Origin of the sequence: Rummeliibacillus sp. POC4, assembly GCF_003576525.1 — a bacterium.
In the GTDB taxonomy this organism is placed as follows: Bacteria; Bacillota; Bacilli; order Bacillales_A; family Planococcaceae; genus Rummeliibacillus.
On sequence record NZ_QWUA01000052.1, the window covers coordinates 16,059 to 37,238 of the forward strand.

22 protein-coding genes, 1 pseudogene and 1 other annotated feature are annotated in these 21,180 nt (G+C 32.7%); of the genes and pseudogenes, 11 read left to right on the forward strand and 12 right to left on the reverse strand.

Annotated elements, in window-relative coordinates:
* Positions 1 to 47 precede the first annotated feature (47 nt).
* From D1606_RS13085 to D1606_RS13115, 7 genes are all read left to right on the forward strand, one after another.
* Positions 48 to 1,214, forward strand: a complete 1,167-nt coding sequence (locus D1606_RS13085; RefSeq protein ID WP_119416464.1) for a PucR family transcriptional regulator — start codon at positions 48 to 50, stop codon at positions 1,212 to 1,214.
* A gap of 116 nt (positions 1,215 to 1,330) precedes the next feature.
* Positions 1,331 to 2,692, forward strand: a complete 1,362-nt coding sequence (locus D1606_RS13090; RefSeq protein ID WP_119416465.1) for an aminotransferase class III-fold pyridoxal phosphate-dependent enzyme — start codon at positions 1,331 to 1,333, stop codon at positions 2,690 to 2,692.
* 12 nt (positions 2,693 to 2,704) lie between these two features.
* On the forward strand, positions 2,705 to 3,850 hold the full coding sequence (locus tag D1606_RS13095; RefSeq protein ID WP_119416466.1) for an iron-containing alcohol dehydrogenase family protein: 1,146 nt from the start codon (positions 2,705 to 2,707) through the stop codon (positions 3,848 to 3,850).
* A gap of 197 nt (positions 3,851 to 4,047) precedes the next feature.
* Entirely contained in the window at positions 4,048 to 4,527 is a 480-nt protein-coding gene (locus D1606_RS13100; protein WP_119416467.1) for a GNAT family N-acetyltransferase, read from the forward strand.
* 358 nt (positions 4,528 to 4,885) lie between these two features.
* Positions 4,886 to 6,271: an alkaline phosphatase gene (locus tag D1606_RS13105; RefSeq protein ID WP_158582378.1), complete on the forward strand. Its 1,386-nt coding sequence runs from the start codon at positions 4,886 to 4,888 to the stop codon at positions 6,269 to 6,271.
* Between the two features lie 99 nt (positions 6,272 to 6,370).
* On the forward strand, positions 6,371 to 7,027 hold the full coding sequence (locus tag D1606_RS13110; protein WP_119416469.1) for a hypothetical protein: 657 nt from the start codon (positions 6,371 to 6,373) through the stop codon (positions 7,025 to 7,027).
* Between the two features lie 234 nt (positions 7,028 to 7,261).
* A complete protein-coding gene (locus D1606_RS13115; RefSeq protein WP_233548107.1) occupies positions 7,262 to 8,077 on the forward strand; it encodes a glucosaminidase domain-containing protein in 816 nt (271 codons plus the stop codon).
* Positions 8,078 to 8,240: 163 nt separating this feature from the next.
* On the opposite strand, the gene D1606_RS13120 is transcribed toward D1606_RS13115, so the two are convergent.
* From D1606_RS13120 to D1606_RS13130, 3 genes are all read right to left on the reverse strand, one after another.
* Entirely contained in the window at positions 8,241 to 8,939 is a 699-nt protein-coding gene (locus D1606_RS13120) for an LrgB family protein (RefSeq protein WP_119416470.1), read from the reverse strand.
* Positions 8,936 to 9,307 carry a CidA/LrgA family protein gene (locus tag D1606_RS13125; protein ID WP_367269462.1) on the reverse strand — a complete coding sequence of 124 codons (372 nt, stop codon included), beginning with the start codon at positions 9,305 to 9,307 and terminating at the stop codon, positions 8,936 to 8,938. The genes D1606_RS13120 and D1606_RS13125 overlap by 4 nt, the downstream gene beginning before the upstream one ends.
* A gap of 171 nt (positions 9,308 to 9,478) precedes the next feature.
* On the reverse strand, positions 9,479 to 10,363 hold the full coding sequence (locus D1606_RS13130; protein WP_119416471.1) for a LysR family transcriptional regulator: 885 nt from the start codon (positions 10,361 to 10,363) through the stop codon (positions 9,479 to 9,481).
* Positions 10,364 to 10,637: 274 nt separating this feature from the next.
* Between D1606_RS13130 and D1606_RS13135 the strand changes: the two genes are divergently transcribed.
* Entirely contained in the window at positions 10,638 to 11,594 is a 957-nt protein-coding gene (locus tag D1606_RS13135; protein ID WP_369973806.1) for an MBL fold metallo-hydrolase, read from the forward strand.
* Between the two features lie 59 nt (positions 11,595 to 11,653).
* Here the strand turns inward: D1606_RS13135 and D1606_RS13140 are convergent, their stop codons facing one another.
* The 4 genes from D1606_RS13140 to D1606_RS13160 all read right to left on the reverse strand — a co-directional run bounded on the left by D1606_RS13140 (position 11,654) and on the right by D1606_RS13160 (position 16,240).
* A complete protein-coding gene (locus D1606_RS13140; protein WP_119416473.1) occupies positions 11,654 to 12,175 on the reverse strand; it encodes a GrpB family protein in 522 nt (173 codons plus the stop codon).
* A gap of 630 nt (positions 12,176 to 12,805) precedes the next feature.
* Entirely contained in the window at positions 12,806 to 14,374 is a 1,569-nt protein-coding gene (locus D1606_RS13150) for a 2-isopropylmalate synthase (protein WP_119416475.1), read from the reverse strand.
* Positions 14,375 to 14,483: 109 nt separating this feature from the next.
* Positions 14,484 to 14,721: a binding site (T-box leader), on the reverse strand.
* Between the two features lie 64 nt (positions 14,722 to 14,785).
* Entirely contained in the window at positions 14,786 to 15,565 is a 780-nt protein-coding gene (locus D1606_RS13155; RefSeq protein ID WP_119416476.1) for an ABC transporter ATP-binding protein, read from the reverse strand.
* A 48-nt stretch (positions 15,566 to 15,613) separates the two neighbouring features.
* The gene (locus D1606_RS13160) at positions 15,614 to 16,240 is read right to left on the reverse strand and encodes a LysE family translocator (RefSeq protein ID WP_119416477.1); all 627 of its coding nucleotides are present in this window, start codon (positions 16,238 to 16,240) and stop codon (positions 15,614 to 15,616) included.
* Positions 16,241 to 16,524: 284 nt separating this feature from the next.
* Here D1606_RS13160 and D1606_RS13165 point away from each other — a divergent pair.
* Positions 16,525 to 16,926, forward strand: a pseudogene (locus D1606_RS13165) (amino acid ABC transporter ATP-binding protein); the annotation flags it as partial.
* 37 nt (positions 16,927 to 16,963) lie between these two features.
* On the opposite strand, the gene D1606_RS19215 reads toward D1606_RS13165, so the two are convergent.
* Positions 16,964 to 17,095 carry a hypothetical protein gene (locus D1606_RS19215; protein ID WP_255416321.1) on the reverse strand — a complete coding sequence of 44 codons (132 nt, stop codon included), beginning with the start codon at positions 17,093 to 17,095 and terminating at the stop codon, positions 16,964 to 16,966.
* A gap of 307 nt (positions 17,096 to 17,402) precedes the next feature.
* Between D1606_RS19215 and D1606_RS18785 the strand changes: the two genes are divergently transcribed.
* The gene (locus tag D1606_RS18785) at positions 17,403 to 17,564 is read left to right on the forward strand and encodes a hypothetical protein (RefSeq protein ID WP_158582379.1); all 162 of its coding nucleotides are present in this window, start codon (positions 17,403 to 17,405) and stop codon (positions 17,562 to 17,564) included.
* Between the two features lie 37 nt (positions 17,565 to 17,601).
* Here D1606_RS18785 and D1606_RS13175 read toward each other — a convergent pair whose 3' ends face one another.
* On the reverse strand, positions 17,602 to 18,477 hold the full coding sequence (locus D1606_RS13175; RefSeq protein WP_119416479.1) for a TIGR03943 family putative permease subunit: 876 nt from the start codon (positions 18,475 to 18,477) through the stop codon (positions 17,602 to 17,604).
* 13 nt (positions 18,478 to 18,490) lie between these two features.
* Entirely contained in the window at positions 18,491 to 19,360 is an 870-nt protein-coding gene (locus D1606_RS13180; RefSeq protein WP_119416480.1) for a permease, read from the reverse strand.
* A 177-nt stretch (positions 19,361 to 19,537) separates the two neighbouring features.
* Here D1606_RS13180 and D1606_RS13185 point away from each other — a divergent pair, with 177 nt between their 5' ends.
* Positions 19,538 to 20,359 carry a methyl-accepting chemotaxis protein gene (locus D1606_RS13185; protein WP_119416485.1) on the forward strand — a complete coding sequence of 274 codons (822 nt, stop codon included), beginning with the start codon at positions 19,538 to 19,540 and terminating at the stop codon, positions 20,357 to 20,359.
* Between the two features lie 89 nt (positions 20,360 to 20,448).
* Here D1606_RS13185 and D1606_RS19325 read toward each other — a convergent pair whose 3' ends face one another.
* Positions 20,449 to 20,748 carry a TIGR04104 family putative zinc finger protein gene (locus tag D1606_RS19325; protein ID WP_119416481.1) on the reverse strand — a complete coding sequence of 100 codons (300 nt, stop codon included), beginning with the start codon at positions 20,746 to 20,748 and terminating at the stop codon, positions 20,449 to 20,451.
* Between the two features lie 41 nt (positions 20,749 to 20,789).
* Positions 20,790 to 21,152, reverse strand: a complete 363-nt coding sequence (locus tag D1606_RS13195; protein WP_119416482.1) for a YunG family protein — start codon at positions 21,150 to 21,152, stop codon at positions 20,790 to 20,792.
* Between the last annotated feature and the right edge of the window lie 28 nt (positions 21,153 to 21,180).

Here is a 21,180-nt window from a genome sequence, read left to right on the forward strand (position 1 = left end):
CACAAAGTACTTTAGCTTTTCTACTATAGAAGTTAGGGGTGAAATAGATGATAACATTTCAACATTTTTTGGATTCACGAATATTTCATATGCTCGTTTTAAGGGGAGGGGCCGATGGATTAAACAATGAAGTCAGTGGTATAAACGTGATTGAAAGTGTAGATTTATCAAAATTTTGTCAAGCAAACGAAATTATTATTTCTACAGGTATTCATCTAAGTGAAAATACAGAGGCTCTTTTAGAACTTATTACAGCGCTTGCTCAAAAGCGAACTGCAGGATTAATCATTAATATAGGTCCTTATATTTCTAAAATACCAACCGAAGCAATAACTCTTGCAAATGATTTACAGTTTCCTATTTTTGAGATGGAATGGCGGTACCGTATTGCCGATTTATTGAAACTGACCTTTCACTTTCTTAATACTCATCATGAAAGAGAGCTAACTGAAGAAGATTTAATGAGAAAATTATTATTTACTGATGTTCAAGATCATTCGTTAGAGAAAGCTTTAGAACATTTTGGTTTTTCTAAAGAAGATGAAAAAGGCATCATTATATGTACCCCTTCTAGCGAGACCCAAGAAATCACAACTTACGAGAGAATTATTCGGCAAGCATTTTCTGTCCGTTACAAGTCATTTCTTCGGCTCATCGACAATAATCAGTTAATCTTCTTAATAAGTCGTTCCCATGTTCAAACTCCAGATATACCATTTTCAAGGACTGTCAACTCTATATTCAATCAACTTCATGAGAATTACCCGACCCCCACTCCACTATTCATAGGAATGGGAAACTTTTATACAGATACAAAAGATCTTCAAAAAAGTTTAGAACAAGCTAAAACCGTTATAAAACTATCACAGCAGCATAAAAATCCCAATCTTTATAAATATACGGAAATTGGTGCCTACAAAATTATTATGGCAGTTGAAAATAGGGATCTTATACAACGATTTTATCAAGATATGTTAGGATCATTAGTTCAATACGATCAAATGCACAATACCAACATGAAAAGCTTTTTGCGAATTTTTATAGAGGAAGATGGAAGTACTTCTAAAATTAGCAAGAGAGAATTCATACATCGAAATACAGTTCTATATAAAGTCAAAAAAATTGAAACGCTTCTGGATGCTGATTTAAGTACTCCGTTTACTAAAACAAATTTATCAATTGCTTTCATGATTGAAGATATTTTATCAAAATAATAACTTTATGCATTTGCACAAACTTTTATGTCTGAATATTCATTGTTTTCAAAATAAATTGTTAGTATCCTTTTTATGTGAGATAAAATAACATCTATTTAAAAGGAGCTGTAATAATGGATAAAATATTGTCTAATGATATTCAAAAGGATCATCAAGAGTACGTTTTAACTTCTTGGTCCAAACAACTAGGTATACTTCCTAAAGTAATGACCAAAGCAGAAGGTGTTTTTTTCTGGGATGAACAAGGTCGAAAATATTTCGATATGAGTTCTCAACTTGTCTACACAAACGTGGGCCATCAACACCCTAAACTACTTGAAGCTTTTAAACATATTGGAGAGATTCCACTATCATCTCCTGGTTTTGCCAGTGCATCTAAATCTGCCTTAGCAAAAAAAATTATTGAACTCGCACCGAATAATATGCAGAAAGTCTTTTTCACTTGTGGTGGTGCAGAATCTAACGATCATGCTATTAAAATTGCAAAAATGGTGACTGGTCGATATAAAATTTTCTCTCGTTACCGCTCTTATCACGGAGCAACATTTGGTGCTGGTAATTTGACAGGCGAAAATCGCCGGCTAAGTGCCGAGCCCGGTATTCCCGGTTTCGTTAAATTTGATATTCCCTATTTATATAGAGAAGCAATTGATTTTAGTAGTGAAGAACAAGCAACAGAATTTTATCTAAAACGTTTGCAACAGCAAATTTTATATGAAGGCCCAAATATGATTGCGGCTATATTCATCGAACCAATACCTGGCAGTAACGGTGTTATAATCCCGCCTAAGGGTTACTTAGAAGGTGTTAGAACATTATGTGATGAGTTCGGTATTTTAATGGTTTGTGATGAAGTGATGTCTGGGTTTGGACGCACAGGTAAAATGTTCGCCGTTGACCATTATGACTTTGAACCAGATATGATCACTTTTGCTAAAGGTATTACTTCTGGTTATGCACCCCTTGGAGGAGTTATTGTGAGCAATCAAATTGCCTCTTATTTTGATGATCATCCTCTAATGACTGGTCTAACTTACAGCGGTCATACAATGTGTACTCAAATCGGATTAGAAACTTTAAAAATTTATGAGGAAGAAAAACTCATTGATAACGCTTATAAAGTAGGTAAAGTTTTAGCTGAGCGTCTTGAACAATTATTATCCTACTCTATCGTTGGAGAAGTTCGTCATCTTGGTTTGTTCGCTGCGGTTGAGTTAGTAAAGGATAAAACAACCCGTGAGCCCCTCATTCAATATGGATTAGATTACGGACAGGATCCTGTTCGATTGATGAATAAATTCATATCAATGTTACTTAAAAAAGGATTTTACACCTATTCTCACGAATCTAGTATTATAATAGCTCCACCTCTTGTCATTACAGTGGATGAATTAAATGAAGCTATGGATATTTTCGAAAATGTCATACAAGAATTTGAAAAGTTAATCAATCAACCTAAATTTGCTTCAGTTTAAAGGAGGAATTATATGGAAATTTTTTACTATGAACAACCTGTACCGATTGATTTTGGTGTAGATAAAATTAAAGAGCTACCACAAATCTTAGAAAAATTTAATTTTAAAAAAGGATTATTGATTAGTGCACCTTCAATGATAAGAAACGGAATTGCAGATGAGATAAAGGATGCTTCAAACGGTAAAATTGCAGCTATTTTTTCTGATATACAATCAAATCCAACCGTTCAAAATACAGATGATTGCGTTAAAGCCCTTATAGAAAATAATTGTGACTTTGCAATTGCGCTTGGTGGTGGAAGTATATTAGATTGTGCTAAAGTTGCCTGCTTTGTTGCAACAACTTCTTATACAACTGAAGTCTATTTTACGAGGCAACAACCAATTTCACACAAAGGATTACCAATGATTGCTATTCCTACAACAGCGGGTACTGCAAGCGAAATTACAAATGTATCTGTGTTAACTGATACAAAACGCGGTATAAAGGGGCCGCTAGCAAGTGAGTTTTTATATCCTATTTATGCGTTAGTTGATCCAAAACTAACATTAAGCTGTCCTCAACAAGTAACAGCATCCAGTGGCTTAGATGTTTTAGCTCATTCATTAGAAGCTTTTTATGGAAAAAAACACCAACCGTATACAGACCTAGTTGCCGAATATGCAGCAAAACTAGTTTTCGAAAATATCTTGGTTGCCTATCACGCTCCTGATAATATCGAAGCCCGTACCAATATGTGCCTAGCTTCCGTAACAGCAGGTATGGCATTTAACTTAACACAAACTGCTGCCGCTCATGCTTGTTCATACCCATTGACTCAAAATTTCGGTGTCCCACATGGAGAAGCATGTGCTTTAACTTTACCTACTTTCTGGAGACTCAACAGTATCGGTAAAGAAGCAAAAAGACTAGATGCTTTTAGCCGTCGCCTCGGATTTGAAGATGCTAAGGACTTAGCAGATCAAATTGATGAATTAAAGAAAGAAATGAAAATGTGCTTAACAATCGAAGATGCAGGTGTAAAAACAGAAGATGATTTAAACCTTCTAATTGCAAATAGTTTCGCTCCTAATATGCAAAATAACCCTGTAGAAATTAGTCCTGAATTATTAGAAAATCTTTATAAATCTATTTCAAGTGTTCATTCGAATAATTAAAAACTATTTTGACAGTGTAGCTTTATAAATGAGATTGACTAATTAAAATAGCATTCAGTAATTTATATCAAAGTATGATTAAAAACATAAAAACATCTCTTCTCCTCATATATTTCTAGAGAAGAGATGTTTTTAATTAGTTGATTCTGTTAGTTTTTTATTATAGAGGTCAAAAATTGGTGAGGTAAGTATATAAGATGAATTTATTTATGGAGAATATGAATGAAGAAATGGCTATCAACATTCTCAAATGGAAATACGAAGAGCCCTATGATTTTTACAATAATGAAATAACATATGAATCGAAGCAAGAATTACTTGACCATTCATACTACGCAATTGTAAATGAATTTAAAGAACTAATTGGTTTTTTCTGCATCGGGAAGAATGCACAAGTACCAATTGGTATTCAATTTGGTGCTTATATAGATGATTTTGTTGATATGGGTCCTGGTATGAATCCTAATCTTGTGGGCAAAGGTAATGGTTTTGAATTTTGCTCATTCATAATTAATTTTATTAAAGAAACTTATAAAAGTACGCCAATAAGATTAACTGTGGCCAAATTCAATTTAAGAGCTATCCATCTATATGAAAAGCTTGGTTTTGTTTTGGAAGATGAATTCAGCACCGATCTTATAGAATTTATTACTATGGTTAAAAAGGAAACTTATTAAAACCTCATATTCTATATATAGGTAATAAAAAGAGATGGCGAATTTATCGACGTCTCTTTTTTATGTGTTAGGTGCTAGCTTACTAGTATTTAGCTAAATTCGGCATCTCATTTCTCGGGAAATAATTAAGACGCAGGATAATTATTATGTTATGTTATCTTTTCTATTTAAGGTAAACACCTCTAATAGTATTTCTCATATTAGCTCAATAATATTATTTTAACTTTAAGATGTTTTATATCTGTCTTTTGACAAATACTACTTTTAAAATAACTTAACATATCCTTACATTCTATCAATATTAGCTTAATAATGATTATTTATAGTTAAACTATACCAATTAAAGGAGGCAATACCATTGAAATCTTATTTATCAAAGAAACTTATTTCTATTGCTGCAATTTCCACACTTGCTTTAAGCAGCCTTACTATTTCAGCTTCGGATGTTGATGCAAAGACTACTACAAAGAAAAATGAAGTGAAAAACGTCATTTTCTTAATCGGGGATGGTATGGGGAATTCATACACTTCTGCTTACCGTTATTTAAAAAATAGTTCAAGTAATCAGTATGTAAACCAGACATCATTCGACAAATATTTAGTTGGACAACAAATGACATACCCTGAAGACCCAGAAGAAAATGTGACAGATTCAGCTTCCGCAGCAACTGCTATGTCAGCAGGTGTTAAAACATACAATAATGCCATTGCAGTTGATAATAATAAAGAGAATGTAAAAACTGTCTTAGAATCTGCTAAAGAAATGGGAAAAGCAACTGGTTTAGTTGCAACATCTGAAATTACACATGCAACACCTGCTGCTTTCGGTGCTCATGATGAGACTCGAAAAAATATGAATGGTATTGCAGATGATTATTTTGATGAATTGGTAAATGGAAAACATAAAATTGATGTGCTTCTTGGTGGTGGTAAATCTAATTTCGTCCGTCAAGACCGTGATCTTACAAAAGAATTTAAATCAGCAGGTTATAACTATGTAACTTCAAAATCAGAATTACAAAAAAATAACAATTCAAAATTACTTGGATTATTTGCTGATGGTGGGTTAGACAAATTGATTGACCGCAATGCTGCTACCCCATCACTTGCTGACATGACAAATGCAGCTCTTAAACAACTAAGTAAGGATAAAGACGGTTTCTTCTTAATGATCGAAGGAAGCCAAATCGATTGGGCTGGTCATGACAACGACATTGTTGCTGCTATGAGTGAAATGAAAGATTTTGAAAAAGCATTTGAAGCTGCTATTGCCTATGCTAAAAAAGACAAAAATACTCTCGTAGTTGCTACAGCTGACCATTCAACAGGTGGTTTCTCATTAGCTGCAAAAGATGATTATAACTGGTTCCCAGAAGCGATTAAAGCTGCTAAAAAAACACCAGATTATATGGCTCAACAAATAGCTGCAGGTGCTGATGTAGAAGAAACATTAAAAAAATACAGCGGACTTACTTTAACTGCTGACGAGATCAAATCGGTGAAAGATGTAACTTCAGGTAAAGCGACTGATATTGATAATGCCATTGAAAAAATATACGATAAACGTTCTAATACCGGTTGGACAACAGGTGGTCATACAGGCGAAGATGTAAATGTTTATGCTTTTGGACCTGATGCTTCTAAATTTGCAGGACAAATCGACAATACCGATCAAGCTAAAATTATCTTCAATATCATTGAAAAAAACAAAAAGAAAAAGACTAAAATAAAAGATCAATCATAATTATGAGGCAAATTTCATTGTCTTAAAATTACTCAAACAACATGATCTGGTCGTCCCTTTCAGTGGCGTCCAGATTTTTTCAAGCAAGGAGGAACAATATTGAATAAGTCTATTACTACCCTACTACTTAGTGGTTGTATACTAACTTTACTATCAGGTTGCTCAATACAATCTTCTACTTCAAATAGCTCTCATGCAGAAGCTGCCAGTAATACAGATTATCATAAAAATTATCAAGCAAATCCTCAAGTAACAGATGATCGAACATTATTAAATGTAGGAGATGAAATTACTGACAAACTCGGTTATGCAAAACTAAAAAAAGCAAATTTAAAGCAAAAGAGTTTTGAAATTGGTGATATCATCTTAACAATTCGGGATGTGAAACAAGTTTATCTTGAACCTACTTATTCAATGATTGATTATTTTCACGTTTTAACTCATGAGCCTACGTTTGATGTCGTCAAATCATTTGTTGAGATTACTAACAACAGTGATAAGACCGTTCATTTCTCCCCTGTTGCTTTACTAACTTCAAATACAGGGCAAAAATGGACATGGGAACAAGATATTTATCTAGATGACTTATCCGGTACAATAGAACCGAGTCAAACAAAAAGAGGAAATATTGGTTATATCCTTGATGAAGCTCATACTTCACCGACAAAATATGTCCTACAAACGAGTGATGTCTTTGACGAAAAAGAAAATAAAATTGCAGATAGCAAAAAAATAACCCTAACATTGCCAGAGTAAAATAGTAATCCCTTCTTTGTCTTCTAATAGAAGGGTTTTTTCTTTTATTTGGTAAAGAAACTTTTTATCTTAACATTCGTCTTAAAAAACATGGTAAACTATTATAGAATTGAAATAACCATAGATATGGGTTTTTTCATATATACTAAAAGGATTTGAACATAATTTATCCTTTTATAGGCAGCATTATTCAGCTATATTCTTCGCTTCTCTCGTTCTTGCGATAGAATCATAGTGCCTGTTTGGGAAAAAATATTAGAAAGGGAGGAAGGTTTCAAAGATTTCATTTTAAACCGTTTACCGATGAAAAAAGCTTTGTTACTTACACTATTTACTACAATATTATTTGCTACATCTGTTTTTATCATCATTCAACAATTATCTCAATCGGTTTCAGAGCCATCAAAAAAATACATAGAAGATCAAAGTGTGGAAAGCTTTATCGGCTCCATTGGTGAAAATGCGCGTGAGATTGCAGATAAACACGATTTGTATGCTTCTGTAATGATTGCTCAAGCTGTATTAGAAAGCAATGGTGGTACAAGTGATCTAAGCACCCCACCAAATAATAACCTTTTTGGCATCAAAGGTTCATATAAAAAACAATCTGTTACTTTCCAGACATCTGAGGACAACGGTAGTGGGCAAATGCATCAAATATATGCAAAATTTAGAAAGTACCCTAGTTACAAGGCATCTTTGGAAGATTACGCTGAATTACTTCATAATGGAGTGTCTTGGAACAAAAATTATTATAAAAAGACATTTAAAAGCAAAACCAGATCATATAAAGAGGCTACAAAATATTTAACTGGCACATACGCGACTGATACAAATTATCACCAAAAACTAAATTCAATCATAAAACAATACCATTTAACAGAATATGACCAACCAAAAAAGGAAAAGAAACAAGTAGTCGTAAAAAGTGGGGAAACATTAAATTCTCTTTCTCATAAATACGGTGTTTCTGTTACATCCATCAAACAATGGAATCGATTAGATAACAATGCAGTTGAAAATGGTCAAAAGCTTTTAATCTATCAATAATAAAAAGAGAGGCTTTCCATAATTAAAGAGATTATGGAAAGCCTCTTTTTTCTATAAAAATATCCACTTTAAAGGTATTGGGGCTGTGGTGGTCGAATACCACTACCCTCGTCGCGAAAAGTGTGCCTCTAAAATTACTGTTCAGGCACGTCGTTTTGTTTAGTTAGCCGACTAAATAATGCTGAAGAACAGGGAAAAAAGTATCTGATAAAACAATACTAATAAGAGCTGCTACAATCATTGCAAGACTTGAATAAGTTCCTTCTAATTCCCCTATTTCGAAGGCCTTAGATGTACCACAGCCATGAGCACCCATTCCCAATAACAAACCTTTTGCTGCGGATGTTCGTATTCGAATATATTTTATGACAAGCGGTCCAATAATACTCCCAGTTAACCCAGTAACAATAACAAATACAGCTGTCATAGTAGGCTCACCCCCTATGATTTCTGAAATATCCATTGCAATAGGTGTTGTAATTGAACGCGGAACTAAACTATTGACCATATCATTTGATAAACCAATCCACATTGCAAACAAAAAAGATGAAATGATGGCAACGGCACTACCTGTAACTAAGCTCAATCCAATTGCTTTTGCATGCTTCTTTAATAGTGGAAAGTTCTTATAAATAGGAACAGCGAATGCAACTGTAGCTGGTCCTAGAAGTTTAGATAACCAAGTCGCTCCTGAATTATAATCACTATATGAGGTATGAGTGATTAACAATATTGCAATAATAATTAGCGGACAAATTAATAATGGTGATAAGATAATCCAATTCATCTTTTTATAAACTTTCTTGCTTAATAAAAAGATAATAATAGTACCTATAAAGCTTATAAGACCAATTAAACTCATGCTTTTTTCGCACCCCTCTTTTGGACAGAATCTGCAACTAATCCTGTACAAGCCATCACGACGATTGTGCTTAACACAATTACAGCTACAAGCTTAACGCCAATAACACCCAGAATCTGGTCGTACTGCACAACACCTACTGCTGAAGGTACAAAGAATAGTAGTAATTCGCCAGTCAATAATCCCGCGCCAAGATCCACCCATTCAAGCTTCACAATATGTAACTGTAATGCAGTGAACAATAAGACCAAACCAATAATACTTCCAGGGATAGGCAAATGAACCAATCTTGCAATCCCATCACCTAAAAGCAAAATACCGTATAGAAAAATAATTTGAAGAATTATTTTGATTATTTTCATATACATATAAATCACACCTTTTTAAATTGTATTGAAAAAACCGTCTTAAACAATCTAGACGGTTATAAACAGAAACTACCTTATAATGGTTCGTCTTGCTTATCGATCTATTCAATACAATTACTTTACTCTATTGTTTAACATTCGTAAAATACATATTTTTTATATTTTGTATTCCTAAATGGAATAGTTTGGTGCGATATATTGGATAAAACTTTTCGTTGCATGGGATAAATATCGATCCTTTTTAACGATAAGAACAATCTCCCACGGTATAGACGGATTGACAATTGGTATTGCCTTAACAGCATTAGGATTAACTTTTTCAGCTATTGCTTTAGGGAACATGGCAATCCCGAGGTTATGCTCAACCATTTGACTGATAAAGTCCCATTGCGAACTTTCATATGCAATGTGAGGTGTAAATCCAGCATTTTCACACTCTTGTAATATGCGATCATGTAATGTGAAATCTTGGCTGAACAATAACATAGACTCATTTTTAAGATCTTGCATCGTAACTGTCTCTTGTTTTGCTAAGGGGTTGGATTGATTGACAATTAGCATTAATTGCTGTGATGTATACGGAATGACATGGAATTCTTCTGTATCAGCCGGTAACATAACAAACCCCATATCTAAATCGCCTGCCCCTACTAAATCTTTAATCACATTTGCTCCTCTCTCATCTATTTCAATAGTTATTCCAGGATACTTTTCTTGGAATCCTTTAATCATTTGCGGAAAAAAGAGAATACCTATTAAAGGAGGCATACCTATTTTTATTTTCCCCTTTTTTAATTGTGTTACATCTTCTAATACAACATCTAATTCATCTACTAAATTTAATATTTTCATCGCATGTTCATAGACCACTTCACCTACATCTGTTAATTCACTTTTTCGTGGTGAACGGTGAAATAGTGTAACATCCATTTGTTGTTCTAAAGATTTAACCACTTTACTCAATGTTGGTTGAGTGATATGTAAAATATCGGCTGCCTTTGAAAAGCTCTTATTTTTGGCAACAGTAACAAAATATTTTAATTCTCTAATTTCCATCTTCAATACACCTTTCAATTGATATTGAAACAACAATAAATTATCTATTTTAAGAATTGGGTTCGTAATAATTATAGCCATAACTACCTTGAATAATTTGATTATTGTATAAAAATTTCATAATTTCTATCATGACTGAGACTAGTTTTATTTTCTGAGATAGAGATAGTTTTCATATCAGTTTATTAAAATTTATAAATTTTCTTTCCAATAACAATATTTTCTTCTTTATGTTAAAATATACTCAATCATTAAATTTGGAGGGGGTTTTATATTGAAGTATGAGAAAATAGCCGATCATTTATATAGTATTGATACAAATGATCTAGGATTAAAAAACCGCACAACTTCTTATATAATAGTTGATGACAAAATTGCATTAATCGAAACATCAGCAAGCCCATCAATCCCTTATATTTTGAACGCTTTAGAAGAATTACATATCAAGCCAAGTGATATCGATTATTTAATCTTGACGCATATCCATTTAGATCACGCAGGCGGTGCTGGTGTAATGATGAAATACTGTCCAAACGCAACCGTGTTAGTTCATCCAAAAGGAGTCCGTCATTTAGTTGATCCTATTCGTCTAATTGCCAGCGCAAGGTCCGTTTACGGAGAAAATTTCGATGCAATTTTCGGTGAAATTTTACCAATTCAAGAAAAACAACTTTATGCCATAGGAGATAGAGAAATTATAAGATTAGGATCCTCTACTCTCACTTTCTACTACACAAAGGGACACGCAAATCACCATATTTCAATACATGAATCATTAACAAATGGAATGTTTGTTGGAGATACAACAGGCGTTTACTACCCTGATATGACCGAAGAAGAATTCGATGTTATTCTACCTTCTACATCACCTAACCAATTTGATCCTAATTTAATGGAAGACTCGATTCAACTTTTTGAAAAGATTAAACCTAATGTACTTTATTTTGGCCATTACGGTCCTTATCCTCATCCCGAATTTGCTTATGCAGAAGTTCGACGTTATTTACCTATTTTTATGGATGCTGGACGTCAAGCGATGAAAGAAGAAACTGATTTTAAAAAACAAGTTCATCGTACAGAAGAAATATTAACAAACTCTATTTTTGCAGAATTACAGGCAAAAGGTCTTTCTAAAGATCATCCTGTTTTTAAAATAATCCCATTAGATTTGGCAGTAAGTGCAATGGGGATTATAGATTATTTAAGTAAATCTTTAAACAAACCAACCTAATCAGCAACAAGCCATTGGATATTCAACGGCTGTTGTATTCTCAGAGATTTTTTGTTACTTTATATATCTTTTTCTAGTTTCGCTTTCTGCAATACTGTACGAATAAAGGGCTCTTTGTTTTTTGTATATGTATGTCTGTCAAACGCATATTCAGATGCCAAATTTGTCTTTAATAACGCATATTCTTCCGCAAATTCGGGATGATTTCTTAAATAGTCTCTAAATAATATCTTTTCTCTCCATTCCGAACTGTCATATTCACAAATATGCAAATGACATGTACCTTGTCCCCATTGACCTTTTCTAAAAAATTTTCTATCTTTGAATTCTATCTTTGGGACATATTCATAACCGATTTCTTGAAGCGGATGAACTAGCGAAGAAACTTGTTCTAAATGATGTACACCTACCATTATGTCTATAATTGGCTTTGCTTTTAAACCTACAATAGATGTGCTTCCTATATGCTCTATACACAATATTTGATCGCCTATTGCATTTATGATATTTGTTTTTTCACAGTCAAATTGTTTTAACCAATTTGGGTTATATTCTACAAGGGTAACTGTTGCACGATCCATTTCTTCACTCCTCGTTTTATTTTAAAATTTTCATATATATATTCCAGTTAAAAGGAGACCCTAATGAGAGAAATCTTAAATAATCGATATTTCGAATTTATCTTAATTTTACTGATTACATGCTCAGTTAGCATCTATACATATATTAACGGCAAGTTATATTTTTATATTAATGGTTTAAGGCACTATGCTTTTTATCCATTAATAATATTCACGATATATGTAATAATTTTATTGATCAACACGAACTATTTAATAAGAAAAATACAATATTGGAGTTTAATATTCTTAACAATTGGATGTTTACTTATCTATAATTATGAAAAACCAAAATATACTTACGAAGATGCACTTGATATAGTAAAAGAGAAAGAAAAGCTTAATCTTACTCTTATATTACAGCCAGAATTATATACAAAAAGAGATAATGATTATTATCAAATTTATAAAATATTAGGACAACCAAAGGCATAAACAAATATTTTTCTTTCGCCCCATATTCAGGGCAAGTTCATGAACTTGATTAGTGTGTTTTATATCACTATTTTCATTTCCTAATTGAATGATATAAAAGAAGCTATCCATTTCGATAGCTTCTTAAGTACAAATCAATTATTCTACTATGGTATTTTATAATACTGGAAGGAGTTTTTCGATAATAATACTATTAACTGCATTCATATAAGCAAGTGCACTTGCTTTGATGACATCTGTATCAGTAGCTTTTGCTATATATTTTTCTCCATTATATTCAACTTGTAGTTTTACTTTTCCTAGTGCTTCTTTACCTCTTGATACACTAGAAATTTTGTATTCAAGAAGTTTAATATCCATATCAATGATTTCTTTCATCGCTGAATACAATGCATCGATTGGTCCTGTTCCTACAGTACTTGCACTAAATACTTCGTTACCCTTTTTAACTTTAATGCTTGCAGATGGGAAAGTAGTGTTACTAATAACTTGCAAATCAACTAGTTCGTAGAAATCCCCACTATGACTTTCAATTTTTTCAGCCATTTGGTGACGTACAAAATATTTTTCTACAAGGATATATAAATCATGGTTATATACCTCTTTTTTAGCATCTGCAAGATTTAAAAAGTCAGCGAAAATTTCTTCAAATTGTTCATCTGTTAAAGTTCCAACTGAAAGTTTTTCTAGTGCATTTTTTACTGCATGTCGACCAGAACGAGCTGTTAAAACAAGCTCCATATCATCTAAACCTACTTCAGTTGGGTGAATAATTTCGTAAGCATCTCGTGATTTTAGAAGACCATCTTGGTGAATACCTGAAGAGTGGGCAAATGCATTTTCACCTGTGATTGCTTTGTTAACTTGAACATCTAATCCCATTAAGCTACTGACGAGTTTTGATGTTGTGATTATTTCTTTTGTATTTACTCTTGTTGCAACATCGCCAAAATAATTACCACGTGTATGTAATGCCATGACCACTTCTTCAAGGGAAGCATTTCCAGCACGTTCACCAATACCGTTAATCGTACATTCCACTTTATCTGCCCCGTTTTTAATAGCTGCAAGTGTATTTGCTGTTGCCATGCCAAGGTCGTTATGACAGTGAACACTTAGTAATACTTTATCATTTAAGTTTTTAATACGATCATTAAGTTTATAGACCATTTCTCCAAATTCTTCTGGAACTGCATAACCAACCGTATCAGGTACATTTATCATTGTAGCTCCTGCCTTAATGACGGCTTCAATTGTTTTCCATAGATATTCAAAATCTGAACGAGATGCATCTTCTGTAGAATATTGAACTTGAGGTAGTAAGCTTTTTGCATATTTTACTGCTTCAACACCAATATCTAAGATTTGATCTTTTGATTTACCAAATTTCTTTTCAACATGAATATCAGATGTTCCGAGTACCATATGAATCATTGGATTTTCAGCATGTTTAACGCTATGATATACCGCATCGATGTCAGCTTTAACGGCACGTGCAAGAGCTGTAATCATTATGTCGTCCGTGTTACCTACTTTTTGTGCTACTTCTTTCACAGCATTGAAATCTCCCGTAGATGATGCTGGGAAACCCGCTTCAATAATATCTACTTGTAGTTTCTTTAGTTGCTTTGCTACTTCAAGTTTTTCATAAATATTCAATTTTGCACCCGGTACTTGTTCACCATCACGTAAAGTCGTATCAAAAACCCAAATTTTTCTTGTCATATTTACCACTCCTCTTTTAGTAGTATGGCGTTGTCATTAGTGAATTGTTTCGATTAAACAATTTTAACAAAGCCAAAAAACAAAAAATCTCATCTCTATAGAAACTAACTATAGAGACGAGATTAACTCGCGGTACCACTCTAATTGAACAATTTAAAATTGCCCCACTCATTCGATAGCGATCACTATCTATCCTAATAACGGTAGGAATCCGAACTCCATTACTATTATAGGTTCACGGAGTAGCTCATGGACGAGTTCAAAAGTATATAACGACCGATTCACACCACCCATCGGCTCTCTTTGCGCTTATAACACTTTTTACTATTTCCAATCTTGGCTTTAATTTATTTGATTGATTGGATTGTAACGCAGAATGCTAGATGCTGTCAACAGAATTTTTAGAAAATTTTATGATTTCAGAACTAATAACGGTCTTTCATTTCTCCAAATACATTCGACAGGCATTTCAAAAAACTCGCTTAAATTTTCACTCGTAAGCATCTCATTTGTTTTTCCTTTAGCAAATACTTCTCCTTTTTTCAACAACAATGTATGCTGAAATTCCGGTAATATTTCTTCAACATGATGTGTCACGTAAATAATTGTAGGACCGTCTTTTAACTTGGCAATCTCTCCAATTGTTTTAAGTAAGGATTCTCTAGCTATAAAGTCAAAACCCGTAGCAGGTTCATCTAAAATTAATAACTCTGGTTCGCCCATAAGTGCACGCCCTAACAAAACCCTTTGTTTCTCACCTTGTGATAATGTTTTATAATCTCGATCTGCGTACTCGATTGCACCTAGTTGTCGTAACAATTTAATCGCTTTCTCCCTAATTTCAGGTGTAGGCTTTTCGTACAATCCGATTGAAGCATAAGCACCGCTTAAAATAATTTCAAACGCACTATCTAAGGGATTTAATTTTGCTTGGAATCCTGCTGATACAATACCTATTTTACGTCTTAGGTGTTCCCCTAGAACTGATTTACCAAAAATTTTTCCAACAACTTCAACTTGACCACTAGTTGGAAAATAATAGGCACATAGCATATTTAATAATGCAGTCTTTCCTGCTCCATTTAAACCATATAACACCCAATGTTCGCCCTTATTAATCTTCCAATCTATATGATGTAATATCCATGCATCATCTTTTTTAAGTGAGACATCTTGTAAATGTAGTACCATCTTAAACAACTTCTTTCTCTCTAATATACTTTTTAATATATTGATATATTAATATTTATCTAAAGCTAGTTTTATACCGAACCCTACTAACCCCGTTCCAGTAACACCCTCAATTGCCATTTGGGTTTGAGGCTTCATCATAAAGCTACGAATAGTATTAAGCAAAAGAATATAAAATACAAACCATATTGCTGTAAGAACAACATATGTTAGCCCCATCCAGATGAATGGTAAAAATGAATGATTATTCGAGTCAACGAATTGAGGTAAAAAGGTTAGAAAGAACACAGCAACTTTTGGATTTAGTAGATTCGTTAAAAAGCCTTGCTTAAAACACGCATGATCATTAAGTTCTATACCATTTTTATGTTCTATCAAACTCTCTTCTTTTTTCTTTTGGATTGAAATAAACGATTTAATCCCCAGATAAATTAAATAGGCTCCCCCCACATATTTAAAAATAGAAAAAAGAAAAGCCGATTTAGCAATAATAGCTGACAATCCCACAACTGCTGCAAATGTATGAATGAGTAACGCACAACAGGTTCCAAATATCGTTTTTAGTCCACCTATTTTTCCCTTTATTAAAGTATTTTTAGTTGCAATAGCTGTATCAGGACCTGGTAATAGAATAAGTAAAATGCACATTGTAACAAACAACCAATATTGATGCATCTTATTCACCTCTTTCTTTGAATAGCTACATTTTATCAGAATATTAAGAATAAAACATAGTGATCATACTAATTTATATTCATAAAAACCTAAAAAGCTATATTGATATATTTACCTTTGTACTCTCATAAAAAGTTAGATTAAATTTATCTCATATTGAGATTGACACTCATTACAAAATATTCATATAATTCTGAATATAGTTAATATATATTTACTACTTTGGTTTAATAGATTGTATCCATCTTATTTGCAAAGGGGATTTTATAGATGATATACACTCTAAAGAAAAAGCAATTGCAAAAGGAAAAGAACTTCTAACCTCTCTTGGACTAGAAGATAAGTTTGATGTTTACCCTTCCAGATTATCTGGTGGACAACAACAAAGGGTTGCCATTGCTAGAGCACTTGCAATGGAACCCCATGTAATGCTCTTTGATGAACCTACTTCAGCACTTGACCCAGAGATGGTCCAAGAAGTTTTAGACGCTATTCGTAAATTAGCTGCTGACGGTATGACCATGGTCGTAGTAACTCACGAAATGGGATTTGCCAAAGAAATTTGCGATCAAATTGTTTTTATGGCTGAAGGTCAAATTGTTGAAGTTGCTCTACCAGAAGAGTTCTTTTCTTCCCCTAAATCTGAACGAGCAAAAACATTTCTTTCTAAAGTTTTAAACCACTAATCCATTCTAAATAAAAAAGAGCACATAAGTGCTCTTTTTATCCAACCAATTCATGTTTAACTACTTCATAAGCTTGACAAATAGATTCCATCATTTCATCAGATTCATGTTTTAGTAGTTTTTTTGCAATAAGATAAAGGTCCGCATCATCGTGATCGGCTAGATTCATAAGAATTTCTCCTTCTATCTTATTTACGTAAAATTCTATTTTATTATCCATTTTCCTCTATTCCTTTTCTATTAATAATATTTATATTAAATTTATTTCATCCAATTTTATATACCTATATATTACAACGTCAGACATCTTACATCTAGGCTTTTGTTCTATTTTTATTTTTAATTGTGTCAGATATTTGTCATAATAATTCTTTTTCTGTATGAGACCGTTTACATTAATTAAGGCCAAATTTTCTGAATAAAAACCTTGCAAAATAGAACGAATGTTCTTATAATGAAATTGAGGTGATTTTCAAATGCATCCGCTTGAAAAGCAAAGAATTCAACTATCCCCCACTGACAAAGATACTTTAGAAAATGCTGCAAAAGAATTTTTGCAAACAACATCAAAAGAACTTCTCTTAGATAACATTACGCTTTACAAAAATTTTCAAAAAAAGAAAACGGTTGCTCATTAGAACAACCGTTTCAAAAATTGAAGATTTATATTTATATTTATTTTTGTTTTTTTATATTTGGATTATCATATCCTCTAAATGTATATGGCTCGTCTGGTTTTTCAGTTTGATTGACCTTTGTTACTTTTAAATAGGGAATGTTTGATTTAAAAGGTTGATAGTAAATTGTGGAGAGTTTACCTTCTACATTCACCCATTGATCATTTTTTAAATGTTGACCATCAGGTAATTCAACGAGCATCCCATAGACCCCTGCATCTGCTACACAGTGAATAACGCCAAAACGTAATACGAATACTTGATTTTTTCCTAATTCATTCTTTTCACCATGATATATAAAGCCTTTATACGAAACAGTTTTCCCCATAAATTCGCCAGGGAAATTATATAGGGTTTCCATACCCATTAAGAAATTATCATCATTTAGAGCTACTTCTTTCATTTTTGAAAACTCATCTAATTCTTGCTGCATTAAATCTAAATAACCATCTTTTCCAAAGAAAATACTAGTGTCTGGCTTTAAATATTGTGGCTTAATAAATTGATCACCTTTTTGAAGTGTATTTAATGATTGAAATGAAAAGCCTTTTGATTTCACAACTGTGGAGTCAAGTGTTGCGATAGGCAAACAAAGACCCGTTATCAAAGGAAAGATGAAAATTGCATAAAACAAGATTCTTCTATACCATGGTTTGTTCTTTTCATGCTCATGATTATGTCCACAATCACATTCAACCTCTTTTTCATCTTTAGCCATATTGATAATTTGTACTATCGTTAATATAGCAAATAAAATGATACCTAATATATTAATGTATTGATATTTCATATTAATATATTTCGCATTATCCCCTGAGGCATAGAGGTAATAAAAGAAATACGTAAATCCCATTAAGATCAATGATCGAATCATCTTTATCGCCCTCCTAAACAAGCATAGAGCTGATAAATACGAAGATTATAATATACAAAATCAGCACTACAATAAATTTTTTCTTAAATGTTTGTAGCATCATTAATAGGTTTTTGATATCTACCATCGGACCTATTAATAAAAATGCTACTAGTGAAGAGGTTGAAAACGTACCTCTAAAGGAAGCAGCGATAAATGCATCAGCTTCGGAGCAAAGTGATAATATAAACGCTAAAGCCATCATCACTAATGATGAAGTAGCTTTTGTTTGACCTAGTTCGATTAGTAACGATGTTTTAACAAAAATTTGCATTGATGCGGCGATAAATGCACCGATAATTAAATACTTTCCAACTGAAAAGAATTCTTCAACAGCATGATTTAATGTACCTACAAATTTTTGCCAAAGTGTTTTCGCATGTTCATGGATATGATCATGTTCATCTCCATCTAAAAGTTGTGTATCTTTGTATTGGAAAGACAAGATTAAACCAATAACAAAAGCAATGATGAACGCTAATCCTCCACGATACCAAACCATTTGCCAACTATTACCGAATGCGATAAAGGTAGAAAATAAAACTATAGGATTGATAATTGGCCCTGTTAACATAAATGGAATTGCAGCATGCAAAGGAACCCCTTTTTTTAATAGACGGTGAACAATGGGAATAATCCCGCATTCACATGCCGGAAATAAAGCACCAATAACTGTTCCATATAAAACAGCAAGCACCCTATTTTTAGGAACTATTTTTGCAATCATTTGCTCGGTTACGAACATTTGAATTAGTCCTGATATGAAAACTCCAATCAGTACAAAAGGCAATGCCTCAATAATAATACTGATAAAAATAGTATTTAACTGTAAGAATGTAGACACGCGTTTATAACCTTCTTTTCTATATCTCTCATAACATATGCATTTTACTCTTTTTAAACTTTAAAAGAAAACAATTTAAATAATATAACCAAATAACACCATCATTCTGCATATTTTTTCTATTTAGTGATATAATAGTAATCAATTTACAACATAATAGAATTGAGGAACAGAATGATGATTAACAAAATTGATTCATTAGAAAAATTCATCTCAACTGTGAGTATATACAAATCTGCGATACCAGCAGACCTATCAATTGCTATCTGTGATTTAGAAAAATTTATTGCCTATTTCCCTGGCGATACTATTAATTTACATATTAAACCTGGACAACCATTAAACCCTGAAGAACCTTTATTAGTCGCTCTAGAGAAAAACATACGACTTCAAGATGATGTCCCAGCTGCGTTTTACGGTTACGAGTTTACTGGTACTGCACTACCATTACATGATCAAACAGGAAAAGTAATTGGCGGAATAGCTATCCAAGTCCGAAAACAAACAGAACTTAAAGCGATTACCGATCAAATTTCAAAATCTTTAATAGAAGCAAATACACAAATTAACACAATCACTGAAGGATCTAATTCACTTGCTGAAGTCTCGCAACAATTATTGTCACAATCTGAGCATGCAGGGAAAGAAATAAAACAAACCGATGACGTCCTAAAAGTGATTAAAAGTGTGGCAGACCAAACAAATTTACTGGGTCTAAATGCAGCTATCGAAGCAGCACGTGCTGGAGAGAAAGGAAAAGGATTTGAAGTTGTAGCAAATGAAATCCGAAAGTTCTCAAAAGAAACAGTTAAATCCACCCAACATATTAAAGAAACCCTAACTAGGATTAAAGATGTTACAGAACAAATGGGAAAATCTATTGAACAAATATCCACTGTGGAACGTGATCAATCAACCTCTATAGAAAGAATTTCAGACTTTATAAAAGATATTCAAAAAATGTCTATTCAACTAAACACTTACGCTAAAAAATTGTAAACCATCATTTTTAAAGTATATCAAACAATCAAAAACGCATCTCATGGATGCGTTTTTGATTGTTTAAATGTATTTTGCTAAAAAATTTTTTACCAAAGTACTTCCTCTTGATTGCTCAGCTTTATCAAGAATGGGATACAGCCAATATAAAAAATATAAATCAATATCTCTGAAGTTATGATATATCGCAAAGGAACTCCAAATGACATAAAGGGGACAAAAATGAGAGAAATTAATATCCCCACAATACTTAATCGGTTTCTTGATTTTACAGAAATATATTGATTGGTTTGACAGCCATTACATTTTAACTTTCGCTTAAATGAAAACAATTGAACAATTGTTTCCTTCCACCCCCATTGATGACCACAATGCTTACATGTCGGCATTCCATCTAACTCCTTTCCAAATCACTTCGTGTTCTAAAAACTCACTGATTCTCAAAATTTATTTTTTTCAAAACTGAATCCTTTAAAGTTCTATATTGTGTTTCATTTGTATCGAGAAATGGTTCGCTTCGACTAGATAATAGATCGTCATACTGAATTGAAGTTCCAAATTGAGATTCAGTAAAATCATATCTTTTACCATGAATATAATTATAATAATGCCAACTTTCCTCTACCTTTGTTTTTATAATTTGGCCATATAATAAATCGTTTACAATTAAAGCAGTTACACTACATTGGCCTTTTGCAGGATTTTGCTCTGTCCATTTTGAACTTGTTTCAATCGACCAAGAATTAAACAAAGCATTACGTAAGGATATAATTTTTTTATCTAATTCTTTCAAACTTTTTACCCCTTATAAATATGAATTC

Excerpts from the sequence above, each read along its gene's own strand:
- D1606_RS13085 (WP_119416464.1), top strand. The coding sequence starts at position 48 with ATGATAACATTTCAACATTTTTTGGATTCACGAATATTTCATATGCTC.
- D1606_RS13090 (WP_119416465.1), top strand. The coding sequence starts at position 1,331 with ATGGATAAAATATTGTCTAATGATATTCAAAAGGATCATCAAGAGTAC.
- D1606_RS13095 (WP_119416466.1), top strand. The coding sequence starts at position 2,705 with ATGGAAATTTTTTACTATGAACAACCTGTACCGATTGATTTTGGTGTA.
- D1606_RS13100 (WP_119416467.1), top strand. The coding sequence starts at position 4,048 with ATGAATTTATTTATGGAGAATATGAATGAAGAAATGGCTATCAACATT.
- D1606_RS13120 (WP_119416470.1), bottom strand. The coding sequence starts at position 8,939 with ATGAGTTTAATTGGTCTTATAAGCTTTATAGGTACTATTATTATCTTT.
- D1606_RS13125 (WP_367269462.1), bottom strand. The coding sequence starts at position 9,307 with ATGTATATGAAAATAATCAAAATAATTCTTCAAATTATTTTTCTATAC.
- D1606_RS13130 (WP_119416471.1), bottom strand. The coding sequence starts at position 10,363 with ATGGAAATTAGAGAATTAAAATATTTTGTTACTGTTGCCAAAAATAAG.
- D1606_RS13140 (WP_119416473.1), bottom strand. The coding sequence starts at position 12,175 with ATGGATCGTGCAACAGTTACCCTTGTAGAATATAACCCAAATTGGTTA.
- D1606_RS13150 (WP_119416475.1), bottom strand. The coding sequence starts at position 14,374 with ATGACAAGAAAAATTTGGGTTTTTGATACGACTTTACGTGATGGTGAA.
- D1606_RS13155 (WP_119416476.1), bottom strand. The coding sequence starts at position 15,565 with ATGGTACTACATTTACAAGATGTCTCACTTAAAAAAGATGATGCATGG.
- D1606_RS13160 (WP_119416477.1), bottom strand. The coding sequence starts at position 16,240 with ATGCATCAATATTGGTTGTTTGTTACAATGTGCATTTTACTTATTCTA.
- D1606_RS19215 (WP_255416321.1), bottom strand. The coding sequence starts at position 17,095 with ATGAATCTAGCCGATCACGATGATGCGGACCTTTATCTTATTGCAAAA.
- D1606_RS18785 (WP_158582379.1), top strand. The coding sequence starts at position 17,403 with ATGCATCCGCTTGAAAAGCAAAGAATTCAACTATCCCCCACTGACAAA.
- D1606_RS13175 (WP_119416479.1), bottom strand. The coding sequence starts at position 18,477 with ATGATTCGATCATTGATCTTAATGGGATTTACGTATTTCTTTTATTAC.
- D1606_RS13185 (WP_119416485.1), top strand. The coding sequence starts at position 19,538 with ATGATTAACAAAATTGATTCATTAGAAAAATTCATCTCAACTGTGAGT.
- D1606_RS19325 (WP_119416481.1), bottom strand. The coding sequence starts at position 20,748 with ATGCCGACATGTAAGCATTGTGGTCATCAATGGGGGTGGAAGGAAACA.